19 protein-coding genes and 3 pseudogenes are annotated in these 23,366 nt (G+C 72.3%); 10 read left to right on the forward strand and 12 right to left on the reverse strand.

The annotated features are described in order from the left end of the window. The 4 genes and pseudogenes from AB0O36_RS14325 to AB0O36_RS14340 all read left to right on the forward strand — a co-directional run. Window positions 1-785 (forward strand): PP2C family protein-serine/threonine phosphatase (locus tag AB0O36_RS14325; protein WP_365108989.1); only part of this gene is annotated, 785 nt, incomplete at its 5' end. Window positions 786-1,007: 222 nt separating this feature from the next. Continuing rightward, window positions 1,008-1,239: pseudogene (locus AB0O36_RS14330) on the forward strand (IS630 family transposase); the annotation flags it as partial. A 291-nt stretch (window positions 1,240-1,530) separates the two neighbouring features. After that, window positions 1,531-2,034 carry a hypothetical protein gene (locus AB0O36_RS14335; RefSeq protein ID WP_365108992.1) on the forward strand — a complete coding sequence of 168 codons (504 nt, stop codon included), beginning with the start codon at window positions 1,531-1,533 and terminating at the stop codon, window positions 2,032-2,034. Then, the gene (locus tag AB0O36_RS14340) at window positions 2,031-6,473 is read left to right on the forward strand and encodes a caspase family protein (protein ID WP_365108995.1); all 4,443 of its coding nucleotides are present in this window, start codon (window positions 2,031-2,033) and stop codon (window positions 6,471-6,473) included. Before AB0O36_RS14335 ends, AB0O36_RS14340 begins: the two co-directional genes overlap by 4 nt. 241 nt (window positions 6,474-6,714) lie before the next feature. On the opposite strand, the gene AB0O36_RS14345 is transcribed toward AB0O36_RS14340, so the two are convergent. From AB0O36_RS14345 to AB0O36_RS14355, 3 genes are all read right to left on the reverse strand, one after another. Continuing rightward, entirely contained in the window at window positions 6,715-8,082 is a 1,368-nt protein-coding gene (locus AB0O36_RS14345; RefSeq protein ID WP_365108997.1) for a hypothetical protein, read from the reverse strand. Window positions 8,083-8,201: 119 nt separating this feature from the next. Then, window positions 8,202-8,585, reverse strand: coding sequence for a hypothetical protein (locus AB0O36_RS14350; RefSeq protein WP_365109000.1), 384 nt, complete (start codon window positions 8,583-8,585; stop codon window positions 8,202-8,204). A 373-nt stretch (window positions 8,586-8,958) separates the two neighbouring features. After that, window positions 8,959-9,837, reverse strand: a complete 879-nt coding sequence (locus AB0O36_RS14355) for a hypothetical protein (protein ID WP_365109003.1) — start codon at window positions 9,835-9,837, stop codon at window positions 8,959-8,961. A gap of 111 nt (window positions 9,838-9,948) precedes the next feature. Between AB0O36_RS14355 and AB0O36_RS14360 the strand changes: the two genes are divergently transcribed. Further along, window positions 9,949-10,530, forward strand: coding sequence for a TetR/AcrR family transcriptional regulator (locus AB0O36_RS14360; protein ID WP_365109005.1), 582 nt, complete (start codon window positions 9,949-9,951; stop codon window positions 10,528-10,530). 252 nt (window positions 10,531-10,782) lie between these two features. Here AB0O36_RS14360 and AB0O36_RS14365 read toward each other — a convergent pair whose 3' ends face one another. After that, window positions 10,783-11,127 carry a hypothetical protein gene (locus AB0O36_RS14365; RefSeq protein WP_365109008.1) on the reverse strand — a complete coding sequence of 115 codons (345 nt, stop codon included), beginning with the start codon at window positions 11,125-11,127 and terminating at the stop codon, window positions 10,783-10,785. A gap of 90 nt (window positions 11,128-11,217) precedes the next feature. On the opposite strand from AB0O36_RS14365, the gene AB0O36_RS14370 reads away from it, so the two are divergent. After that, window positions 11,218-12,030, forward strand: coding sequence for an alpha/beta fold hydrolase (locus tag AB0O36_RS14370; protein ID WP_365109011.1), 813 nt, complete (start codon window positions 11,218-11,220; stop codon window positions 12,028-12,030). Window positions 12,031-12,047: 17 nt separating this feature from the next. Here AB0O36_RS14370 and AB0O36_RS14375 read toward each other — a convergent pair. Continuing rightward, window positions 12,048-12,158, reverse strand: a pseudogene (locus AB0O36_RS14375) (IS5/IS1182 family transposase); the annotation flags it as partial. A 74-nt stretch (window positions 12,159-12,232) separates the two neighbouring features. Next, window positions 12,233-13,615 (reverse strand): FAD-binding protein, encoded by a 1,383-nt coding sequence (locus tag AB0O36_RS14380; RefSeq protein WP_365109013.1) that lies wholly within the window; start codon window positions 13,613-13,615, stop codon window positions 12,233-12,235. Between the two features lie 217 nt (window positions 13,616-13,832). Here AB0O36_RS14380 and AB0O36_RS14385 point away from each other — a divergent pair. Continuing rightward, a pseudogene (locus tag AB0O36_RS14385) lies at window positions 13,833-14,541 on the forward strand (hypothetical protein). Between the two features lie 31 nt (window positions 14,542-14,572). Here AB0O36_RS14385 and AB0O36_RS14390 read toward each other — a convergent pair. Together AB0O36_RS14390 and AB0O36_RS14395 are read right to left on the reverse strand one after the other, a co-directional pair. Beyond that, window positions 14,573-15,718: a hypothetical protein gene (locus AB0O36_RS14390; RefSeq protein WP_365109016.1), complete on the reverse strand. Its 1,146-nt coding sequence runs from the start codon at window positions 15,716-15,718 to the stop codon at window positions 14,573-14,575. 187 nt (window positions 15,719-15,905) lie between these two features. Beyond that, the gene (locus AB0O36_RS14395; protein WP_365109019.1) at window positions 15,906-17,258 is read right to left on the reverse strand and encodes an MFS transporter; all 1,353 of its coding nucleotides are present in this window, start codon (window positions 17,256-17,258) and stop codon (window positions 15,906-15,908) included. A 130-nt stretch (window positions 17,259-17,388) separates the two neighbouring features. On the opposite strand from AB0O36_RS14395, the gene AB0O36_RS14400 reads away from it, so the two are divergent. After that, window positions 17,389-17,934, forward strand: a complete 546-nt coding sequence (locus AB0O36_RS14400) for a CGNR zinc finger domain-containing protein (protein ID WP_365109021.1) — start codon at window positions 17,389-17,391, stop codon at window positions 17,932-17,934. A gap of 102 nt (window positions 17,935-18,036) precedes the next feature. On the opposite strand, the gene AB0O36_RS14405 is transcribed toward AB0O36_RS14400, so the two are convergent. Both AB0O36_RS14405 and AB0O36_RS14410 read right to left on the reverse strand, forming a co-directional pair. Next, window positions 18,037-18,297: a hypothetical protein gene (locus AB0O36_RS14405; protein WP_365109024.1), complete on the reverse strand. Its 261-nt coding sequence runs from the start codon at window positions 18,295-18,297 to the stop codon at window positions 18,037-18,039. Window positions 18,298-18,537: 240 nt separating this feature from the next. Then, the gene (locus AB0O36_RS14410) at window positions 18,538-19,440 is read right to left on the reverse strand and encodes a LysR family transcriptional regulator (protein ID WP_365109026.1); all 903 of its coding nucleotides are present in this window, start codon (window positions 19,438-19,440) and stop codon (window positions 18,538-18,540) included. Window positions 19,441-19,521: 81 nt separating this feature from the next. Here AB0O36_RS14410 and AB0O36_RS14415 point away from each other — a divergent pair, with 81 nt between their 5' ends. Beyond that, window positions 19,522-20,469: a DMT family transporter gene (locus AB0O36_RS14415; protein WP_365109029.1), complete on the forward strand. Its 948-nt coding sequence runs from the start codon at window positions 19,522-19,524 to the stop codon at window positions 20,467-20,469. Window positions 20,470-20,476: 7 nt separating this feature from the next. On the opposite strand, the gene AB0O36_RS14420 is transcribed toward AB0O36_RS14415, so the two are convergent. Next, window positions 20,477-21,244 (reverse strand): maleylpyruvate isomerase family mycothiol-dependent enzyme, encoded by a 768-nt coding sequence (locus tag AB0O36_RS14420; RefSeq protein ID WP_365109032.1) that lies wholly within the window; start codon window positions 21,242-21,244, stop codon window positions 20,477-20,479. Between the two features lie 122 nt (window positions 21,245-21,366). Next, window positions 21,367-21,897 carry a MarR family transcriptional regulator gene (locus tag AB0O36_RS14425; RefSeq protein WP_365109035.1) on the reverse strand — a complete coding sequence of 177 codons (531 nt, stop codon included), beginning with the start codon at window positions 21,895-21,897 and terminating at the stop codon, window positions 21,367-21,369. Between the two features lie 229 nt (window positions 21,898-22,126). Here AB0O36_RS14425 and AB0O36_RS14430 point away from each other — a divergent pair, with 229 nt between their 5' ends. Beyond that, on the forward strand, window positions 22,127-23,257 hold the full coding sequence (locus tag AB0O36_RS14430; RefSeq protein ID WP_365109038.1) for an NADH:flavin oxidoreductase: 1,131 nt from the start codon (window positions 22,127-22,129) through the stop codon (window positions 23,255-23,257). The last annotated feature ends 109 nt before the right edge of the window (window positions 23,258-23,366 follow it).

A 23,366-nucleotide genomic window follows, 5' to 3' on the forward strand; every position in this document is an offset into this window, starting at 1 on the left:
CACAGCAGCCTCGGCTACCAAAGCCCAGCCCAGTACGAAACCATCACAGCCTGACCAACACATACAACCTGTCCGCCAAACAGGAACAACCTCACCAGCGGGCCCTGCTGTCCGAGCCACGCGTCCCCCACCCCGCCGTGGAAGTGGCCGCCCGCTACCTCCCCTCCGGCCACAGCGTCCTCGTCGGTGGGGACTGGTACGACTCGATTCCCCTCCCTGACTGCCGCACCTTGCTGGTCATGGGCGATGTGATGGGCCACGGCTTCCAGGCGGCTGTCGCCATGAGCCAGTACCGCTCCCTGCTGCGCACCATCGCCGCGACCGGCGCAGGCGTCGACAAGATCCTTGGTGAGTTCGACCGCCAGGTCGCACACCTCGGCCTTGACCGCCTCGCCACCTGTCTGCTCACCGTCATGGATCCCGGGGCGGGGACCTGCACGATGGCCAGCGCCGGGCATCTGCCACCCGCCGCCGTGCGACCGGACGGCAGCATCGAAGTCCTGTGGCTCCCGGCCGGCCCACCCGTCGGCACCGGGCTCGGCGGCTACGAACCGCACACCGCTCGAATGGACCGCGGCACCACACTGCTGCTCTACACCGACGGCCTGGTGGAGCGACGCGACACGGACATCGACATCTCGGTGCAGGCACTCGAGACCGTGAGCCTGCCGGCGGACAGTCCCCTCGATGACATGATCGACACGCTCATGGCCCGCTTGGCGAACGGTGCATACGAGGACGACGTGGCGATCCTCGCCGCTCGCCAGCGCGACGGAAATCAATAGGCTTGCCCGCACGGTCTCCGGAGCGGATCCTCAGACGCCCGGAAACCCTCACCGAGCCCGAACAACTCCGGCTCAGGACTGTCCGCGCCCACTGCCCCGAACTCGACGCACTCACCCGACACGTCCGGTCCATCCGATGCTTCCGCCGTTGTCGGTGACCGATGCCCAGCGTGCTGTGCCCGTGGAGCCTGGCTGGTTTTCGAGGACGAAGCCGGATTCTCCATGACCCCGCCGCAGGCCAGGACCTGGTCACAGCCGGCTGAACCCGATGGTGCGGGTCCGTGGCCACTCCCGCAGACGGACATCCATCGCAGCGCTGCACTGCTGCAAGCCCGGCCACCGGTCCCGCCTGATCGACCGGCCGCGCCAGGACGACGGCCTACGCGACTGGCACAAGAGCTTCTCCTGGCGCGACCACCGGGACCTGCCGATAGCGGCATACCAGCAGCTCGGCGTCGACTGGGCTTGAGCCGGCCGGCTCGCCTCATGCCGCCCGCAGAGGTCCCGTACGGGGGTGCACGGCGCGGTGAACGTCCCGCTCCACTACCGACCCGGCACCGCCGATACAAGCTGATCCGGGGCTCAACAAGGTGACGGTCTTGGCGGGGAACGCCGCACGCCGCGGTCAGGCCCGATCCGCTGCCGCCCGGGATGATCATGGCGGGAATGCGCCGGTGCGCGACGCCGATGGGCGTCAATCGGGCCTGCGGGAGGGGCAGTCGGTGGTTACGATCCGGGGAGTGGGATGCGGTGGACAGGAACGGGGGCCTGCGTGCGCGTCGTCATCACGGTCGAGAGTGGGAGTACGGGCGGGGGCGCCGGGGCGTTGCCCGAGCTCCGTCGCCATCTGTCGGAGGAGCCGGAACTCCGCGGTCGCGTGCGGCGGCACCGGGGCGAGCCGCTTCCCTCCGACGCCATGGGGTTGGGCACCGATGTGCTGATCGCCGTACTCGCGCCGGGTGGCGTCGTGGCCGTTCTCGCGGGCGCCGTGGTGGCCTGGGTGCAGAGCCGTCGGGGCGACCAGACGGTCACCATCAGCCGGGCCGACGGCACGGAGGTCACCGTCTCGACCACCCGGGTGCGCGGTCTGGATGCCCGTCAGAGTGCTGATCTGGCAAGGGAGTTGGCGACGCTGCTCGGGGCGCCCCCGATGCCGGCGCCCGAGCTCCCCACCGGTGGCGGGGCCGGAGACGCCCCGCCCGCGGACGGTGGGGGCGAGGAGTCCACGCCCACGCCACGCCTGCCGTGAGCGGCCCGGTGCCGGGCGCCGAGCCGGCACAGTCACCGCCGACGGCCACCGCAGCGGTTGGCGCGGGGAACGAGGCCGTACCGCTCGCCGCGCCGGGCTCCGGTCTCGGCGCCTCCGGGGCGTACGCCGTGCTGATCGGCACCGGGCGTCACGTTGCCGGCTCGCGGCTGCCGGACCTGCCCGGCGTCACCACCACCCTGGACGACCTCGCCGCCGCCCTGCGCGACAGCTGCGGCATCACCCACCCCGACCGGATCCACCGGGTCCCCGACGACGCGGACGCGGACGCGGTGATCGCCGCGGTCGAGCGCGCCGTAGCCAAGGCCACCGGGCCCGTCCTCCTGTACTACGTCGGTCACGGCCTGCTGGGCCCCCGCGATGCCCTCTACCTCGCCACCCACGCCACCACGGACGAGGACCGGATCGCCGGTGCGGTGCCCTACCGGACCGTGCGCGACCTGCTCGGTGATGCGGTGGGCGGCAGCATCGTCGTCCTCGACTGCTGCTTCTCGGGCCGCGCCGGTCTGCCGTCCGCGGACTCCGCCGCACAGGCGTGGAAGCATTTCGCGTCCGCCCGCCCCGACGGCAGTCTGCTGCTCACCTCAGCCTCCGGGTACGACCTGTCCTTCGCCCCGCCGGGCTCGCGCCACACTCTCTTCAGCGGCCACGTGCTGGACCTGCTGACCACGGGTGACCCGGCCGGGCCGCTGTGGCACACGACGGACAGCCTGTACGCCGCCCTGGAACGCCGTTTCCGCGACGGGCCGGTACGGCCCCGGCGCCAGGGCGAAGGCACCCTGGGATCCCTCCCCGTCGCCCGCAACCGCGCCTACCGCACGGCATCGGGAACGGCGCCGGTTCTGCCTCCCGCCGACGTGCCCTGCCCGTACCCGGGCATGGAAGCCTTGAGGGCGGCCGAGAGCCGTCACTTCTTCGGCCGGGAGGCCCTCACCGAGCGCCTCATCGACATGGTCTGCGCTTCCGTCCCGGCCACGCCCGTCGTCCTCGTCGGCGCATCCGGGGTCGGCAAGTCCTCGATCCTGCGGGCCGGGCTGCTCGCCGGACTCGAACGGAGCCGCACGGCCCCCGGCGGCTCGGCGGCGGACCCGGGCACCGGCCCGCTCCCCCGGCTCTGGCCGGCCCTGCTGCTCAGCGCCCCCGGCCCCCGGCCGGTCCGTGCCCTCGCCGAGCTGTGGGCCCGCGCGACCGGCCGCGACGCGGACGCCGTCCACGCCGCCATCGCGGCCCCGGGCGGGGTCCTGCCCCCGCCGCTGCCCGGGCGCGAGTCGTGCGGCCTGCTCGTCGTCGACCAGTTCGAGGAGGTCTTCACGCGGTGCGAGGACCCGGGCGAGCGCGAGAGGTTCCTCGAACTCCTCGCCGACGGTCCGCGCACCGTGCTGGGGCTGCGTGCCGACCTGTACGGCAGCTGCCTCGCGCACCCCGTTCTCGTCCGGGCGTTGAAGGACAGCCAGCTGACGGTGCCGCCGATGGCGGGTGACGAACTGCGTGCGGTGATCGAAAGGCCTGCGCGGGCCGTCGGCCTGTCCCTGGAAACCGGGCTCACCGACCGCCTCCTGCGCGACCTGCGCACCGGGCCCGACGCCGCAAGCGCGCTGCCCTTCCTGGCGCACGCCCTGCGCGAGACCTGGCTGGCCCGCAGCGGCGCCACCCTCACCCTGGCCGGGTACGAGGGCACCGGCGGCATCTGGCACTCCGTCACCACGACCACCGAGACGCTCTACCGCCTGCTCTCCTCCGGGGAACAGGAGCTGTTGCGGGAGCTTCTGATGCGTCTGGTCCACCTCACGCCCGCGGACGCGGACGGTGACGCGGTCGTACGGCGCCGTGTCGCCCGGGACGGCCTCCTGTACGGTCTCACGCCCCAGCAGCGCGAATCCGCCGCCGCCCTGCGCGACCGGCTCACCGCCGCCCGCCTGATCACCGTCGACCGCGACGGCGTTCAGATCGCGCACGAGGCCCTGCTGCGTTCCTGGCCCCGACTGCGCAGCTGGATCGAGGAGGACCGCGAGGGGCTCGTCGTACGCCAGCGCTTGACGGAATCCGCCGAGGCATGGGCCGCGGCCGACCGCCACCCGGACTTCCACCTGCGGGGCAGCCGGCTGGGCGAAGCGTACGCACTGATCCGCGAGGAGCGGCTGCGGCACCGCCGGCTCCCGCGCCTGGACGAGGAGTTCCTCACGGCCGGCCGCCGCGCGGAGCTGGCCGAGCGGCAGCGCGAGACCCGCCGCACCCGGCGTCTGCAGGCCGCACTCGCAGGTGTCGTGGTCGGCCTGTGCCTGGCGCTCGTGGCAGCGGGCCTGGCCTTCCAGCAGCGCGCGTCAGCCGACGGACAGCGGCGGCGGGCCATCCACCAGGCGCTCGTGGAGCGCGTCACCGGCCTGCGGGACGAACAGCCCCTGATCGCACTCAAGCTGGCCCTGGCAGCGGAGCGGATCGATCCGACGTCGGCATCCCGGGCGGCCGTGGTCGACACCCTCGTCCGGACGGACGCCCTCACGAGCAGCATCGACACCGGCACCAAGCACGACTACGCGGTCCTGGATCCCACGGGCACGCTGGAGGCGGCCGTCGACGCCCGGGGCGGCGTATCCCTGTGGCGCATCGACGAACGGGCCACCCGCACCCGGCTCGGCGTACGCCTGACGGCGGGCTGCGAACTGGACGCCTACGCGGCGCTCGTCTTCAGCCGGGACGGCCGCATGCTCGCCGGGACCTGCCCGCAGGGCACGGTCGTGGTGTGGCGCATCGCGTCCCTGCCGGCGGACGGCACGTGGGCGCCGGCCGCGACGCTCCGCATCCCCGGTCTGACGGAACCCGCCCAGGGCGTGGCCCTCAACTCCGACGGCACCCTCCTGGCCGCCTCCGGTCAGGGCGAACGCGGGCACAAGGGTGCCATTGCCTTGTGGAACATCGAGAACCCCTCCTCTCCCCGACAGTTGGGGACGGTCGGCGACGTGTACGACAGTTCGGCCGTCGTGTTCAGTCCCGACGGCAAGACGCTCCTCAGCCACACCGATCTGACGACCGGCACCGAGGAACCCAAGGACCGCCATTCACTGACCACCTTGCCCGGGACGACGCTCTGGGACATCGGCGACCCCGCCGCGCCGCGCGCCCTCACCCGGCTGCCGAACACCGGCACGTGCCGGGCCTTCAGCCCGGACGGCCGGCGGCTCGTCACCACGAACGGCAACGAGGTCCGGGTCTGGGACGTACGCGACCCGGCCAAGCCGGCGGAGATCGCCCGATGGCCGGCGCACCGCGGCGCGGTGAGCGCAGTGAGGTTCAGCGAAGACGGCTCGCGCCTGCTCACGGCGGGCTCCGCCGACAAGGACCTGGCGCTGTACGCCATGACGGCACTGCCCAAGGTGGAGGTACGGGCGAGGTTCTCCGGACACACCGACGGGGTCGTCGATGCCGCGTTCACCTCGCAGCACAGTGCCGTGGTCTCGGTGGGCCGGGACGGCCGCGTCATACGGTGGGACCTGGAGAACTGGGGGCGGCCCGTCGTCGCGGCGGAGGTGGTCGGGGGTGGGGCCTCGATCACCAGCGCGGCGTTCACCACGGACGGAAGGATGCTCGCCACCGGCGGGTACAGCCAGGACGTCACGCTGTGGAACACGGCCGAGCCCCGCCGGCCGGAGAAACTGGCGGTCGTGCCCGGGGACCGCTTCGTCTGGGGCGTCGCCTTCAGCCGGGACGGCCGGACGCTGGCCATCGGATACGTGCGTGCCGGCGTGCGCCTCTACGACCTGCGGGATCCGTCCCGTCCCAAGGAGGCCCCGGACTCCGCGGAAGGCCGGGCCCTGGCCACGGCCCTCACGTTCGCCACCGAGAACGCGATCGCGCCCGATGGCGGCCTGTTGGCCATGGGAGGGCCGCTGGAGGTCGTACTGCGGCGCCGGGCCGACAGCGGGAAGGGCGTGGCCCTCCCGGAAGGCAAGGGCACGCCCGGCTTCTCGCCTGACGGCCGCACCCTGGCCACGCTCGACTATGACGCGGACCTGATCCTTTGGGACGTCAGGGATCCCGAGGAGCCCGCGCGGCTCGCCCGTGTGCCGGAGACCGAGGACGACATCGCCGGTCTCGCCTATCACCCGGCGGGGGCGCTGGTGGCGGGCCTCCAAAGCAGCGGCGAGGTCAACCTGTGGGACGTCGGCGACCCGACCCGGCCGCACCAGGCCGCCTTGCTCACGGGCCACAGCGACGGCGTGAACGCCATCGCGTTCCATCCCGACAAACGCTACGCGGTCACCGCCGGATCCGACGGCCGGGCCATCCTGTGGGACCTCGGCCGCCTCCCCCGCATCGTCGCGGACCCCACAGGGATGGCCTGCACGACAGCGGGGGGCGGGTTCACGCCGGAGGAGTGGAAGAAGTACGTCCCCGATCTTCCGTTCCGGAAGACCTGCGCCTGAGCCACCGTCACACGCACGGCGCCACGTTCCCGGGATGCGTTCGCCAAGGCCAAGCTGCCCGACCACCGCCCGGCCGCCCTCGACGAGGACAGCCAGGTCCTGGCTGGGCCGCGGTGGTGCCGGTCTCCGGCCGGTGCCCGTACGCCGGTATCCACAGAACGTGGCGCGACGTCGTCCTCGTGCCCGGCCGCCCTCATGTACCACCATGCACCGCTTCCGGCCGGGAGAAGCGCTCTGTGCTTCATGGGGAAGCGTTCTGTTTCAGCAAGGCGACGGGTTGGTCGGCAGCCGTTTCAAGGGTCTTCATCCCGTACGGTTCCTGCTGCGCGTCGCTGAGCCGTTCCTGGCTGTCGGCGTCGCGGGCGATGTGCACGCGCATGTACGGCGTGGCGCCGTCCTGCTTGGGGATCACCCACCACATGGCCGCCCAGTCCGGGGGCTGGGTGATGCGCATGATGGCGCTGCTGCGGTAGATCCGTGCCCGGTAGCGGAAGAAATCGTCGCTCGGCTGGGCCAGCCAGCCGGGTGGGTCCTGCCGGTGCTCATGGGCATCGGAGTCGGTGTTCCAGGAGTACTGGACGGAGTCGCGGTAGCTGTTGGCCAGCTTGCCGCGGTCGGCCCGGATGAACGAGATGATGGCGTGGATCTCGACGCGGCCGTCCTCCCCCGCCTTCAGCGGTACTTCGACGACCACGTCCTTGGAGAAGTCGTCGCCCGGGTCGAGCCGGTCGCCTGGCCCGGTGATCCTTCCCGCCGCCAGGACACCGGAGGTGCCGGTGAAGCGCTCGTGTCGGTAGCTGTCGTAGCCGGATCCGAGTTCGCTCTGCCAGGTGTCGAAGTCCGTTCGGGGCACGGTGTACGCCGACGGCCACAGGGTGGCCGACCACAATGTGCCGACGACGTGGATACTGGCCGGCCCGTCGTTCTTGAACGTGAGGCGGACCGGCACGTAGAGGGAGGTGTGCGCGGTGTTCAGCGTGGGCCGGCCGAAGGAAGCGCTGAAGGGCACCTTCGGAGGGGCAATGTAGGGGCTGTACATCGAGGAGTACGCCAGGCTCGCCGCGCCCACAGCGCCAGAGAGAACCACTCCGAGCGCGAAGCGCCGCGGGTGCGGGACGCCCTGCCAGGTCCTCTGCCGGGTCAGTTCCCACCCCGCCCAGCCACACCACACCACCAGGCTGACCCACAGCCACAGCCAGCCTCGCCGGTACCCGCCCTCCCATTGCAGGACCAGCAGCATCACACTCGTCACCGCCGCGACGACCACACCCACAACCACGACCGGCCCGCAGAACGTCACCCGCCGCTTGCCCCAGTAGTCCGCCGCAGCGAAGGCCGCGACGACCTCTGCCAGCGCCCCTGCCAGGAACACCGCCCCCATGACCCGGCCGCCGAACGTCAAGGCCCCCATCGCATCCCACAGCCCGATACGGAACAGCACCGCCGCGGACACCAGCAGGCCGCCGGCCATCAGGCAGCCGCCGGCCCTCCGCCGCCACGCTCTGTCGGGCCACAGCTCGGGATCCGCCCGCCACCGCACAGCGCCCGGGTTGGCGAGGTCGACGTCCGCCCAGCCCGCCCGGCCAAGCACCCGGCGCAGGTCCCGCATCGACCAGGCACGGCCCACACGCTGTCCGGCCGCACTGACCTCCCGCAGCCCTCGTCCGTCGGGAGGATGCACGATCACCTGCGGCCGGCGGCTCATGCTGACAGCATCGGCGCAGTACCTCACCGGCCCGCGTCGGCACGCCGCTCTCGCCCGGCCACACCACCCTGCGACGCAGCCGCGCGCAGCTGGAAGTGGAGCGCCATACCTCCCCGGACATCGCGGGCTACTTGGGCGTAGTGCCTGCGGGCCGCGGCGATCTGCTCGCGGTCGCCCGAGCGCAGACCCTCACGATCCCGGGGCGGCTGGGACCGTGCGGCGTGGGCGCGCTCGATCAGGCCCTGGTCGGGCTCTGCTTTGCCCTCCTCCGCGGCGATCAGCGCACTGTAGGCGCTCACGGCACCGTTGACCGCTTCGATGGCGGCCTCATAGGCCGCCGTTTCCTCGTTCGACCAGTCGTAAGGCTCCAGCTGGTGCGTGAGTGGCGCCCCGCTGCGTGACGACATCCTCGTGCGTACCGATGCTGCGTCGGTGGAGCAGTGCCTCGAAGCCTGCCTGCCCCGCCTGCGCGAACTGGGCTGCACTTTTCCCGAGTGACGAGGCATGCCGGCGGGAGTGGAGCGACAACTCACCGTGTGTGGTCACCGGGGGCGTATCGGCTCCGGGCTCCGCCGGCCTCGGTGACCAGGCTCGTGGCGGTCTTGTCGTGGAAGCCGAGTGCTTTCGCGATGATGGGGGCCTGGGCTTGGAGGACGAGCTGACGGATCGCGGATGTTCTGCCGCGCTGCGTCTTCGCAGTTCAATCGCTCGACGGAGTGAGGACCCCGAGGCTGCTGACCTTCCTGCAGTCCGCCCGGCTGCCGGCCCGTACGTCGCCACTCACTCGTAGTCGTACTTCATGCCGATGCCGAGGGTGCTCTGCAGCGGGAGGAGCCCGGTGCCGACGATGTCGAGGACCGGCGGCACGAGCAGTTCGGCCAGACGCGCCGTTTCGCCGGGCGTCAGCGCGTCCCAAGGGGCGGCTGCGAGCTCGTCGGTGAGCTTCTCGACTGCAGTGCGTACCCGGAGCCCCTCGTCGGTGGCCCTGCCGTCGGCTTGCACCAGGCCGCGGGCGGCGAGGCGTTCGCGGGCGGCGCTCCACTCCTCGTCCGTCCACTGCCGGCTGCCGAACACCTCCTCCGGCGCGGCGCCGACGGCGGCGTGCGAGACCAGGGACTCGGTGGGGCCGATGCCGTGGGCCAGGAGGGCGGCGATGTGGCCGTCGCCGCGGTGCTCGCGCAGGATGGTGGCGGCCTGCCAGAGCACCATGTGCGGCGCGTCGGGCCAGGGCAGCGCGGCGTTGGCGGCGGCCAGGGCGCGGCCTGCGGTGTCCGCGGCCTCGGCGGTACGGCGGGTCAGGTCTGCGGCCTCGCGCAGTTCCGGCGAGCCGATCCGGTCGCCGAGGAGCTTCCGCAGTGCGCGGTCCACTGCCGCGCTCCGGGCCTCCAGGACCCGCTCGGGCGCGGCGGTCCGCCAGGCCGGTGCGGTGTAGCGCTCCACCATCTGCGGGCTGAGGCTGTAGAAGAGGGCGTTCACCAGCTGCGGGCCGGCTGGGCCGAGCGGCGCGGCGCGGTAGGCGAAGTAGCTCGGCCAGCGCTCGTCGGTGGCGTAGCCGAGGGCCGCGGCCTCCTCGAAAGCCTCCGGCGCGTAGTAGAGCGTGGCGTGCACCGGCTCCAGTAACTGCCACATCTGCCGGACCGTGCTCAGGTTGTGCTTCATGTCGCTTCCTCCGCTGTCACTGTCGCGTGTCCAACAGGAACTTGACACTGACCAGATTGCCGCCACCCTCGCCATCTTGTCAACGACTAGATATGGGATAGCCTGCCGGTCATGGCTGCGACACGCACTTACCACCACGGAGATCTCCGCCGATCCATCGTCTCCGCCGCGCTTGAGGTCATCCGGAGCGACGGCGTCGCCGCGATCAGCCTCCGCGATCTCGCACGCCGCGCCGAGGTCTCGCACGCCGCCCCCGCCCACCATTTCAAGGACAAGGCCGGGCTGCTGACAGCGATCGCCACGGAGGGCTTCGAGTTGCTGGCTGCCGCCCTGACCGCCGTGCCGGCCGGTACGGCGCACCGGCTGCGCGAAATGGGCGCGCGGTACGTGGAGTTCGCCCTGGACCATCCGGCCCACTTCGAGGTGATGTTCCGGCCCCAGCTGCTCCACGGCGATGACCCGGAGCTCACCGCAGCCAGGGAGCGCACCTCCCGCGCGCTGCGCTCAGGAGTCGAGAACCTCCCTCCCGCCAAGCGCGGCCGCGATGCCCGGCTGGCCGGACTGGCCGCTTGGTCCCTGGCCCACGGATTCGCCACTCTGCAGCTCAGCGGCAGCCTCCCGTCGCTGGACGACGACCCCGCCGAGACCTTTCGGGCACTCGTCGGTGACCGCCCCGTCGCGGAGGTCCCGTAGCCGACCGCTGCCTTCAGGACCCGGCCGCCCCACTCGGACCCCACGGCTCCGAGGAGGGTGGCGTTCCCGTCGTGCGCGGCGCCCCGGATCCTGGGGGCTCCGGGGAGGCGGCACTCGGCGAGTGGCGGCCGCCGCGGTTCGTCTTCGTCGTGGTCGAGCAGTCCGTCCGGAAGGTACGTATCCATGCCCCCGGCAATCGTGCGACCCGACGGCAGGTCACGCCGCCTGCGATCGACCGGGACCGGAGGCTCCTCAGGCCGACTGCAGGCTGATCCACACGTCGTCGCTCTCCCGGACGGCGCAGATCGGCTCGCCGTTCTCCACCTTCCAGTCGTTCGGCACCACGTAGTACCGCCCGTTCCCTTCGGCAAGGAGCCGGAGGCCGGTGTACCGGTACGGCAGGAGCAGGTCCTTGGCCGGGAGTCGTTCCTCCACGGTGCCGGGCGCGGGCAGGCTCGGCCTCTTGGAACCGAGGATCATGACGCGCGTCCATCCCTGGACGTTGCGGGCGTGCTCCCTCGCGTCGTCCAGCGCGATCTGCCGGGTGACCTGGGTCAGCACCCAGAACACGCAGACGCCCGCGACGAAGACCGTCAACGGTCTTGCCCGGCCTGGATACGGTCCTCACAGAACGATCGGATGATCCGAAGGAAGCCGCCTGGTCGAGCGCAGTGAAATGATCGCGGTATGAGATCGCACGGCAACTCAGACGGCCTGGCCACACATGAAGTACACGTTCCCGCTCCTGGCGGCGGTCGGCTGTGGGCCGAGCGCAGTGGCGCCGGCACTCCGGTGGTGCTGCTGCACGGCGCCGGCATGGACTCGCGGTTATGGGACGCCGTCGTTCCCGAACTGGCCCGCCACCACGATGTGATCCGCTACGACGCCCGGGGCCTGGGGCGCTCCACGCCCCCGGACCGGATGTTCTGCGACGTCGAGGATCTGGGGGCCGTGCTCGACTACTTCGGCTTTCACGCAGCTGCGCTGGTCGGGCTGAGCATGGGCGGGGAGACCGCGCTGGACTTCGCCCTCGCCCATCCCGAGCGGGTCAGCGCACTCGGGCTGGTCGGCACCTCGGTCAGCGGTCACGATTGGCCGCCGGACGCGCAGTCGTCGGCCTATGCCGCTGCCCGCCGCGAGCGGGACGCGGCGGCCCTGGCCGAGCTGGAGCTGTCGGTCTGGGCCTCCATGGGCCGCACGGCTCCCGGAGGAGAACTGATCGAGCGGATGGTGACGCACAACGCGCACCTGCGCCTCGTCAGCGAGCAGCAGGTGGAACACTTCCCGGACCGCGATGCCCAAGCCCGGCTCGACGACATCGCCGCGCCGACCCTGGTCATCCACGGGGACCGTGACCACCCCGAGATCGGCGTGATCGCCGAACGGCTCGTCGCGGGCATCCCCGGCGCCCGTGGCCGACTGATCGCGGACGCAGACCACTACCTGCCGCTGCGCACCCCCAGGCCCCTGACCGAGCTGCTGCTGGCGCACCTGCCCTGAGGCCCTGAGCAACCACGGCTGGAATACCGGTAGTTCCTCGACTGCGCGGCGATCGCGTGGTCCCGGGTGGGCACCAGGGTGCCGTACACGATGAGTACGGCACCCTCGGTGAACCGGCGCCGGAGCCGTCAGTCCCCCGCCGACGAGTGCGCCCTGCGCAGTCACCTACGCAGCCGGCCTGCGGATCCTGGGCCCTGCGGGATCAGAAGATGCGCTGGCCGGGCGTGAGGATGCCGTCGGGGTCGTAGCGGTGGCGCGCGGTCTCGAACTCGGCCCAGAAGGAGCCGAAGTGGCCGGCCCAGTCGTCCTTGGTGAGCGGAACCGACCCGATCGGGTACCAGCAGCCGCCCGCATCGCGCGTGGCGTCGTACTGGATGCGGTTTGCGGCGACCATCTCCTCGGCGGAATCCGCTCCGGGGGAAGAGACCTTGAGGAGGGAGAAGAGGTAGACGAGGTCCTCGTCCGGCATGACCGGGAGCGGGGTGCTGCACTTGGCGGTGAGGACGGGGTAGAGCAGGATGACCGCGGTCGCGCCGATCGCGCCGGCCTTGAGGCCGGAGAGCGTCTCCGTGACGACGGTGTTCACGGTGGATGCCGGGAGGAAACTGTCGTACCAGGGGTGGGGCCTCTGCCACTCACCCATGGACCTCAAAGCGTCCACCGCCGGCGCGAGCCGGTTGAGGAAGTCGAAGTAGGGCACGTCCTGAACCTCTACCGTGGCGTATTCCAGGTCGCCGGTGAGCCGGGCGTCGTCGGCTGCGGTTCCGTCGTAGGCGGCGGCCTCGATCATGTAGGTCCAGCCGGCCTCGGTGGGCAGGGCCTGGCCGACGAGGTAGTCGAACCGTCCTTCCTCGATCAGCCGTGCCTGCTGGGCGGTGATCGCGTCCACCGTCGGGTAGGTCAGGACGTAGTGCCGTACGGTGCGGGGCGCGCGGACCAGGGAGAGGGTGGCCCGGGTGATGATCCCGCATTGTCCGAGGCCTCCGAGGGAGGCTCGGAAGAGATCGGGGCGCTCGGTGGGCGAGCACGTCGTGATCTCGCCCTCGCCGGTGACGACCTGGAGTTCGAGCACGTTGTCGACCTGCGTGCCGAAACGGCCGATCTGCCCGCCCAGCCCTCCGGCCGAGAGCGTGCCGCCCACGGACAGTTCGAGGAAATCGGTGAAGGCCGGCGGGGTGAGGCCCAGGGGCAGGGTCGCGCGAACCAGGGTGCTCCACAGCACCCCGCTCCCGACTATGGCCGTGTCGTCGTGGATCTCGATCGCATCCAGGGCGCTGAGCTCGATGACGAGCCCGGAAGGTACCTGGGCCTGTCCGTTGGTGGAGTGCCCCTGGCCCCGCCCGGCGACCTTCAGTCCGCGTTCCCGGCAGTAGCGGACCATCGTGGCGACGTCCTCGGCCGAGCCGGGTCTGAGGACGGCGGCGGCCTGCTGGTGGACCAGGCCACCGAAGTCCGTGGACACCGCGTCCAGGGCGGCTTGGTCGAAGCACAGCTCGCCGTCCAGTGCGGGTACCGTGTCGAAGGGGTTGTCTGCGCCGGGGGCGGCGGCCGGGTCCGGCTGCGGGGTGGGAAGTCGGGACGTCACGCTTGCTCCAGATCAACTCGGGTACGTATGGCTGCCTCCGACGTCGTTGGAGTCGGTGGCGAGGGCGTGCCGGTCCGCAGCGCGCGCACTCGCTCCGGCACCGACACATTCCCTGCACATTGTGATCACTCCCGTGCCGGATTGGGTAATGGCTGTTCCTTCCGGGGGAGTTCGGCTCAGGTCGCTCCGGCCGGAACGGTAGCGGTACGGTGCTGTCATGTTTCGATCAGCCGAAACCGGATCAGTCCTGTCTCCCGTCACCGCGGACGACGTCGACCTTGCCGTGCGGCTCGCCGTGGGCGTCCTTCGGGACGCGCCCCCGGAGGGATGGGGCGGTAAGGCCGGTTCGCTGGAGTGGGACTGCTGGGAGACCGTCGAGCACCTTGCCAACGACCTTGTTGTACTACGCCGTGCAGCTGGGGCCGCAGAGCCCGCCGCTGGACACCCATGTGCCGTTCGCGTTGAGCCGGAAGAGGCCGGAGGGACCCGCGTACTTCCTCTGCGCGGAGCGCGATGCGGGTCCGGCCGGGCTGGTGCAGGTGCTGGAGGCGTGCGGCGCGCTGCTGGTCGCCATGGTGCGTACGACGCCGCCCCGGGTCCGCGCCCACCACGCCGCCGGGGTGTCGGACCCCGAGGGCTTCGCGGCGATGGGGGTGGTGGAGACGCTGGTGCACGTGCACGATGTGGCGGAAGGCTTCGGGCTTGCCTGGACCCCGCCCTCCGCTCTCTGCTCGCGGGTGCTCGCCCGTCTGTTCCCGGAGGCGCCGGGCGGCGCGGATCCCTGGCTCACTCTGTTGTGGGCCACCGGCCGCGCCGAACTGCCGGGGCACCCTCGTCTCACCACGTGGCGCTGGGAGAGCACACCGCGGTCACCCGGGATCCAGCCCGCGGTCCGCACCCGGCCCGGTCGGCCCGGCATGAGGTGACCACAGGGCGACCGGCCCGGCCCGGGAACGTTCAGGCGCTGCTCCCCGCCGCCCCGGTCTCGGCGCGGGCGGCGGCGCAGGCGGGGCGGGTGCGGGCGGCGTAGGAGCGGGCGGCCACGATGAGGCCGAGTCCCAGGCCCCCGAATGCCAGGCCGCCGAAGGCGACCATCCAGGTGAGTCCCGAGCCGGTGGTGAACGGCGGGGAGGGCTCGATCGCGGGCAGCAGGCCGGTGGCCATGAGCGGGGCCAGGACGACGAGGACGGTGCCGTACATGGCCAAGGGGACGCCGGTCAGCCAGGCGGGGACCAGCGGCAGCGGGCGAGGGACGCGTCGTCCGGCCAGGAACACGGTCCAGCGGGGGAACACCTGCCCCCACGTGTGCAGCAACCCCAGGAGGAGGAAGACCCCGACGGCTCCCGCCAGCACCGTGACGTCGATCCCGACCGACGCGGCCGCTCTCGCCGGCCCCGACGCGCCGTCCCCCGTCGTCCGTTGCCAGTCTTCGGCCGTCACGCCCAGGGCATCGCCGCCCAGGAGCCAGATGCTCTTGACCGCTGCCCACGGCAGGAGCCCGCACATGAGCAGGCAGGCCGCCGTGCGGGTCCTGTTCGACGCCCGCGAGGCGGCCGGGTGGACCAGCGGGCCGTCACCGGTCCCGGGGTGCGGCCGCCCGCAGCGCGGGCAGTGGCCGCGCAGCCGTCGGCGGTGGGAGAGGCCTACGAGGAACAGCAGGGCGGCGCCGGCCGTGTTCAGCAGCACCTGGGCCAGGCCGGTGGCGCTCTCGACCCTTGAGAGGAACATCAGCGTCACGAAGTGGATCGGCAGGCCGATCGTTCCCACGACGAACACCGGGAGCGTCACCGTCAGTGCCGTCGCCACCGCGGCCCGGGCGGGGCCGCCGAGTGTCCGGGTGGTGGCCAGGCAGGCCGTGCCTGCCAGGAGCGCGAGGGCCGCCAGGAGGAGCTGGACCGCCGGCGCGTGGGAGGCGTGCGCCTTCCACGGCACGGTGGTTCCGGCCGCGGCCCAGGTGATCTCGACGGCGGCGTACACCGCGCCCCACAGGGCAGCCGCCCGGGGCGCCCACGCCGGCCACCGACGCGACCACCCCACCCGCCCCGGGCCTGCCTCCGGCGGCCTGGGGATTGCCTTGGCCTCCGAGTTCGCTGGAACCACCATCGTGACCTCCGTGGAGCCTGTTCGACGACCCTGCAAGGCTCCTCGGCGTCAGTGCTGCACACATCCGTCACGTGGATCATCCGGTCTCCCCCGGGTGGGGGAGACCGGATCGCGGCAAGCCGGGTACGCCGGACGAGCCCGCTCTGCTGTCGGCGGTGTGCTCCTGCGCGGTGCGGTGCAGGGCGCGTCAGTCCCGGGCGGGTGCCGCGTCCGCGTCGGCCAGTGCCTTCGGCGTCACGGTCCGCAGGAACGGGACGATGATCAGGAGGGTGGCTACGGTGAACACGGCGAACGCGGTACGGATGCCGAACCATTCGGCCAGGACGCCGACCAGACCCGCGCCGAGCGGCATCGCGCCCCAGCTGAACAGCCGCGCCGCGGCGTTGTAGCGGCCGAACATGCTGTCGGGGACGAGCCGTTGGCTGATGGTGCGGGAGTTCACCGTCCACAGGATGCCGCCCATGCCGCCGAGGAACGCGCCGGCGGCCACGACCCAGAGGCTGGTGGAGACGACCGGGGTGGCGACCATGGCCGCGGTGCCGACCAGGTCGGCGAACATGGACCAGCGGCGGCCCAGGAGGCGGTTGACGGTGGTGACGGTGAGCGCACCGACCAGGCCGCCGGCGCCGAGGGCGCTGAGCAGGATGCCGTACTCGCTGACGTCGAGGTCCATCAGTGAGGTGGCGACCAGTGGCATCAGCGCGAGCCACGCGCCCCAGCAGGCGGAGAGCACGGACAGCGCGAGGGCCATCAGGCGCAGCAGGCGTTGCCGCCACAGGAAGCGGATGCCTTCGCCGATGCGCCGGTTGACGGTGCCGGCCGGGCGGGAGTCGTCGGCCTCCGGCTTGAACCGGCCCACGAGGAGCACCAGGATCAGCGTGCCGATCAGGTAGCCGGCTCCGGTCCAGCCCAGGGCCACGCTCGCGCCGGCGGCCACCAGGAGTCCGCCGACGAAGGGCCCGCAGAACTCGTTGCAGGCGGTCTCGGCGCCGGCCACCCAGGCGTTCGCCCGTTCCCGGCCGGCCGGTGCCACGGCGGAGGGGACGAGGGTGGCGGCCGATGTCAGGGCGACCACTTCGGCGACGCCCAGCACGAAACCGCCGATGTAGAGCGCGGAGATGGTCACGGCGTCCTGAGCGGAGAGCAGTAACAGGGCGGCGACGACCAGCATGCGGGCGAGGTCGGCCGTCCACAGCAGCAGGCGCCGGTCGAAGCGGTCCACCAGGACACCGACGTGCAGGGCGACGAGCAGCCAGGGGAGCGTGAGGGTCAGGCCCACGCCGGCGACCTGGGCCGGCGAGTCGGTGAGTCGGGTCGCCATCAGTGGCAGGACGACCTTGGTGACGCCGTCGGCGAGGTTCGTGATCGCCGTGAAGCCCACCAGCACCGCGGTGTTGCGGTTGCCGGGGGCGCGCGGGGCGGCGGCTGTCTTCGACGTCGGGCCCTGGGCCGCTCCCTGCGGTGCGCGGGGCGGGGCCGCGGCAGACGGGGACGCCGCCGCCTGCGCCGTGGGCACTCGCCGGTCCGTCGAACTCGCCATGACTAACCTCCTAAGTGGCTTTGGTGGTCAGTATGGCAGCGGTATCGTGGGACTGCAGCGCCAATCGGCCAAGAGCCGTCAATCCGTTCGATGACCCGTCACCAACTCCCGTCAGGAAGGCGGCGCACCCGTGCTCGACCCCTCCCCGGCCGCCGAGCTGATCGAGGCATTCACCAACACCGTCGACCTGGAGAGTGGCGACGACGACGTCGCCACTCCTGCCGCGCTGGCGGACTGGCTGACGGGCCGGGAGCTGGCCGGTCCCCCGCTGCAGCTCACGGACGACGAGCACGGGGCCTTCCTCATCCTGCGCGCCGGCATGCGCGAAGCCCTCGACACCGACGACCCGGTGGCACCGCACCGGCTCGTCCTCGCCGACGCGGTGCTCGCCGATGTGCCGCTCCTCGTCTCCCTGGGCACCCCCGGCGCACCGCTCACGTTCGCCCCTGGTGGCCCGCCGGCCCGTACCGCTCTCGCCCGGCTCGCCGTGGCCTGGGCGGAGGTCGTCCTGACCGGACACGTGCACCGGCTCAAGCGGTGCGCCGAGCACACCTGCGGCTGGGTGTTCTGGGACGCCTCCAAGAACCACAGCCGCCGCTGGTGCTCGATGCGGGTGTGCGGCAACCGCACCAAATCCCGCCGCTATGCCACGCGGCAGCGCGACCTCAGCGGTTGAACCCCGCGGGGCCCCACGCCCTCCCGCGGGGTGCCGTGCCGCCGAGGGCGGCGACGGGGGCCGGCCGCGGCCGGCCCGGTGCCGCGCAGGAGGAGGGGCCGTTCAGGCGCCGGGGCGGCGGGTCGAGTCGTACCTCAGGATCGTGTAGACCCCCACCCCGGCTATGACCGCGAGGTTGGGCACCAGGTAGTGGTTCACGAGGAAGCCTCCGAGGGCCCAGGCGTTGACGTAGAGGTCCACGAGGCACGCCGTCACGACGGTGCCCACGCATACGAAGATCCGGACCCTGCGGTCGCCCGTGGTGCGTGTGGCGCTGATGTAGTAGGCGGCGGTGACGAACCCGACCATGAGCGGTGCCCCCACCACGACGGTGGTGAACAGCAGCGTGTTCCCGGACTCGATCGGTCCGGCCAGCCGGCGGAGCGGCGTGGCCCCGGATGCCTTCAGGAGGAAGAACGGACTCGGTCAACCGACCGGGCACCGCCCGGATCCGCTTGCCGGTACCGGGCACCGGAGAGTTCCGGCACCGGCTGCGCCCCCTGCCCGTCTCGAACGCCTGCGGGCCGGACGGGCGGGCGTCCGGTGTCACCGGCGGTTCCGCTGCTACGCCGGGTCGCTGATGGCCGTTGCGGCGGTCTGGAGCTGGGTGAGGACGGTCTGGACGGCTCTGCGTGCGGTGCGCTCGGGACGGTGGAGGGCGTCGATGTGGCGCCGTGAGTGGACTCCGGTCAGGGGCCTGAGGGTCACCTGGGGGTGGGGGCGGGCGGTCCAGCGTGGCATCAGGGCGATGCCGCCGCCGGCGGCGACGAGTTCGGCGGCGACCGTGAACTCGTTGATGCGGTGGGCCAGGTGGAGGCGACGGCCGGCAGCGGCGGCGACGGCCTCGATGACGGCGATCAGCGGGAAGCCGTCGTGGGTGGTGATCCATGGCTCGTCGGCTACGTCGGCGGCGGTCAGCTCGGGCTTGCCGGCCAGGGGGTGGCCGGTGGGCAGGGCGACGTCGAGGGGCTCGTGGAGCAGGGGGGTCACCGACACGGAACGCGGCCAGGGCGGGGCGTGGTCGAGGCGGTGGGCGATCACGATGTCGTACGAGCGGGTCAGCCGGGGGAAGTCGGCCTGGGCGACGTCCTCGTCCGCGAGCGCGAGCCGCGGGGAGCCCGGGGCGGACAGGGCGCTCAGCAGGCGGGGGCCAAAGGCTGCCGCGGCGCTGTGGAAGGCCGCCACCGAAACCGGGCCGCCGGTCCGGCCGAGGAAGTCGTCGACGGTTCGACGGGCTCGTGCAAGGGCGGTTTCGACCTCGACCGCGGCCCCGGCCAGGGCTCTTCCGGCCGGTGTGAGCACGAGTCGCCTGCCGTCGCGCTCGGTCAGGGGAACGGGGACCGAGCGCTGGAGCAGGCGCAGCTGTTGTGAGATCGCCGAAGGCGTGACCCGCAGCGCCTCGGCCGCGGCCGTCACGCTGCCCAGTTCGCCCAGTTCACGGAGGACCCGTAGCTGTCTCTCGTCCATCACCACACTGTAGTGCCGCTAAAGGGTTGGTTGAGAAGTTGGTTCTTGGCTTCAATGTGCTGGTCGGCGAGGGTGGGCCACATGCCCGACACCCGTCGCACCGATCTGGTGCTCCTTCTCGTCGCCCTCGTCTGGGGTTCCAGCTATCTGGCGGCGAAGACCGCCACCGACGCCGTCCCGGTCCTGGTGGTGCTGTTCGCCCGCTACCTGGTCTCGGCGCTGGCGATCGTTCCCGTCGTCCTGGCGACGGCCCGCCGGCGGCGGGACCGCTGGACCCGGGAGGAGCTTCGCGTCGGGTTGCTGCTGGGCGTGACCCAGGCGGCGGTCCTGGTGCTGGAGACGTACGGTGTGGCACGCACCAGTGCGGCGAACGCGGGACTGCTCATCAGCCTGACCCTGGTGCTCACCCCGCTGCTGGACCGCGCGGGCGGCCGGGGCGGGGTGCCGCCCCGCTTCTACCTCGCCGCCGGACTGTGCATGGTGGCCGTCGGCCTGCTCACCGCCGGCCACGGCCTGCGTGCTCCCGGTGCGGGAGATGCGCTGATCCTGGCGGCGGCCGTGGTCCGGGCCGGACACGTCGTGCTCGTGGGCCGGCTCACCGCCGGCCGTTCGCTGCGTCCGTTGCAGCTGACGTCCGTGCAGATGGTCGTCGGTACGGGGCTGTGCCTGGTGCCCGCCGCCGGCGGTCTGCCGAGCCTGGCCCATGCCACGGCCGGCACCTGGGGCCAGCTGGTCTACCTGGCCCTGTTCTGCAGCGTGTTCGCCTTCCTGGCCCAGACCTGGGCCATCCAGCGCACTTCCGCCGGCCGGGCCAGCCTCCTGCTCGGCACCGAACCCGTGTGGGCCGCCGCCATCGGCATCGGCCTGGCGGGCGAACGCTTCACCTTCCTCGCCGCGCTCGGCGCGACGCTCATGGTCGCGGGTACCTACTGGGGCCAGGCCATCGAACGCGCCCACCGCGCCGCCGCCCCCGGCCCGGAGCGGGACGACGCGCGCCCTGCACGGGTCGTGGCAGGCAACCGGGCCTGAGCCGTCATCAGAAGGCCGAGTGGGCAGTCCAGACGGCGAGTACGGCGCGGTCTCCACTGACCTGCAGGGCGGTGTCCGCCGCGGGCAGCCGGCCGTAGAGGAACAGCAGCAGGTCGGCGGCGCGGGCGCGGACCTCGGTGGTCGCGCCGGGGGCGCGGTCGTCCACGGGAAGCAGGCCGAAGCCGTCGGGGCGCAGCTGGACCCGCCAGTCGGCCCCCGCCCCCTGTTCCGGGCAGCAGAAGCGGATGACCTCGCCGTGGCCTCGGAGCTCGGCCGTGCCCGGGGCGAAGGACTCCGCGAACGGCAGGTTCGTCAGGAACTCGTCGATGCCGTCTGCCGCCCGGGCGGGGTCGATCGCGGGGGTCAGGCCGAGTGCGAGCTCGGCGTCGACGCGGTGCACGAGGGTCTCGAAGAGCATTCGGCGGATCCAGAAACGGGCGTGCTGGTCGAGGCCCCAGGCCCACATCGGGGCGTCGGGATCGGTGGCGGCGAACACCTCTGCGGCACCGGCGGACCCGTCGGCCAGCCAGCCCGGCAGCCCCTCGGAGGTGTCGGGCAGCTGCAGGTCGACCTGCCGGCTCGTGGGCCGTTCCGGTACACGCCGGCGGAGCAGGACGGAGAACCAGCGCTGCACCGATCCGACGTGGCGCAGCAGGTCGGTCAGGGTCCACCCCGGGCAGGACGGCACCGGTGCCGAAAGGTCGGCCCCGCCGACGGCGGCACGGAGCACCGCGGTCTCCTCGAGGACGGCTGCGGCGTGCTGTGCGGGATCCATGCCCGTCTCCTTCCGAGTCCTGTCTCAGCCCCCACACCCTCCATGCCCCACCGCCCACTCCGTCACATCCGGTGCATGCCGTCATGTCCGGTGCGCGACGGCGGAACACCCCGCTCCGTCGGCTACGGAGCAGGAGCGGGGGAATCAGGCGCGGGCGCGTCGGGTTCCTGCGGGGCCGGCGGGTGGTGGCAGGCGGCGCGGGCGTCGTCGTCCTCCGTGCGCGGCCAGCACCGTCCTTCGAGGGCCTCGGCGCTTCGGTTGAGCCGGACCAGGACGTCCTCCAGCTGCCGTATCTCCTCCGGGGACCAGTCGGCGACCACCCGGGCCAGGCAGGACCGGTTGGCCTCGCGGTCTCCGGCGAGCCGGCGCCCGCCTTCGGTGGTGATGCGCAGCTTGCGGGCCATGCCGCCGTCGGGGTCCGTGACGCGCTCGGCCAGTCCGCAGCGCAGCAGCGCGGCCGTCTGGCGGTTCACGGTCGAGGTGTCGAGGCCGAACGCCTCCGCCAGCTGTCCGATGGACATGGGGCCCTGGGTGTCGATCCGGCTGAGCAGCAGGTACGCCGACCGCTCCAGGCGTTCGGGGTCGCGCTCGCGCCGGGCCAGCACCTGGTGCCGCGAGAGCAGCATCAGCTCCCGTTCCAGCTTCTCCAGCATTGCGCCTCCCGCTCCTTCCGGCGCCCCATTATCGCGGACCCGGGGACCGGAGGTTCCCGCCCCGGACAGACCGGGTTCCCGCCCCGGACGGGCCTGCCGGCGGCTCCACGCACGGATGGTTCCGGGGGTGATGTCCGTCGCTGTGCATCATACATAGCATGTGTACCATGCACATGCATCCGCGCTCCGTCGCGATCGACGAGCCACAGCCCCAACCCGGAGGACCCTCATGACCGCCACCACGTCCACCGCCTCCCGCGCGGCCGGGATCCTCTCCCGGCCCGTCAGGCTGAACGGCCTGACCGTGCCCAACCGCATCGCGATGGCGCCGATGACCCGGATGTTCTCCCCCGGCGGCGTACCCGGCGAGGACGTGCAGGCGTACTACGCCAGCCGGGCCCGTGCGGGCGTCGGCCTGATCGTCACCGAGGGCACCTACGTCGGCCACGAATCCGCCGGGCAGAGCGACCGGGTGCCGCGGTTCCACGGCGAGGAGCAGCTGGCGGGGTGGGCGAAGGTGGCCGCCGCCGTGCACGAGGCGGGCGGCACGATCGTGCCCCAGCTGTGGCACATAGGCATGGTGCGCAAGCAGGGCGAGGCGCCGTACGCCGCCGCACCCGCCGTCGGCCCCTCCGGCATCCGGGTCGACGGCACCGAGGGGACCGGCAGGGCCATGACCCGCGCCGACCTCGACGACGTCATCGGCGCGTTCGCCGACGCGGCCGCGGAGGCCGAGCGGATCGGATTCGACGGCGTCGAACTGCACGGCGCCCACGGCTACCTGCTGGACCAGTTCCTGTGGGAGCGGACCAACCGCCGCACCGACGCGTACGGTGGCGACGCGGTGGCGCGTACCAGGTTCGCCGCCGAGATCGTGGAAGCCGTCCGCGAGCGCGTCGCGGCCGACTTCCCGGTGATCTTCCGCTACTCGCAGTGGAAGCAGGAAGCGTACGACGCCCGGCTCGCGCAGACGCCCGAGGAACTGGACGCGATCCTGGCCCCGCTGGCCGCGGCGGGCGTCGACGCGTTCCACGCCTCCACCCGGCGCTACTGGATCCCCGAGTTCGAGGGCTCGGACCTGAACCTGGCGGGCTGGACCAAGAAGCTCACCGGCCTGCCCACCATCACCGTCGGCTCGGTCGGCCTCGACGGCGACTTCATCCGCGCCTTCGTCGGCGAGGGCGCGGCGCTCGGCGACATCGACAACCTCCTGGACCGCATGGAGCGAGACGAGTTCGACATGGTCGCCGTCGGCCGGGCGCTGCTCCAGGACCCGCAGTGGGCGGCGAAGGTCCTCGGCAACCGCTTCGACGAGCTGAAGCCGTACGACGCGGCAGCGCTGGCGTCGCTCAGCCGGTAGCAGGGAGCCGGTGGCCGGCCGCCGTCAGCGGTGGCGCGGTGAGTGCCGTGAGCGGCACGGGCGTGTGCCCGTGCCGCTCACCTGCTCATTGATCACCGCTGTCCGCGCA

Origin of the sequence: Streptomyces sp. NPDC089799 (assembly GCF_040684755.1) — a bacterium.
In the GTDB taxonomy this organism is placed as follows: domain Bacteria; phylum Actinomycetota; class Actinomycetes; order Streptomycetales; family Streptomycetaceae; genus Streptomyces.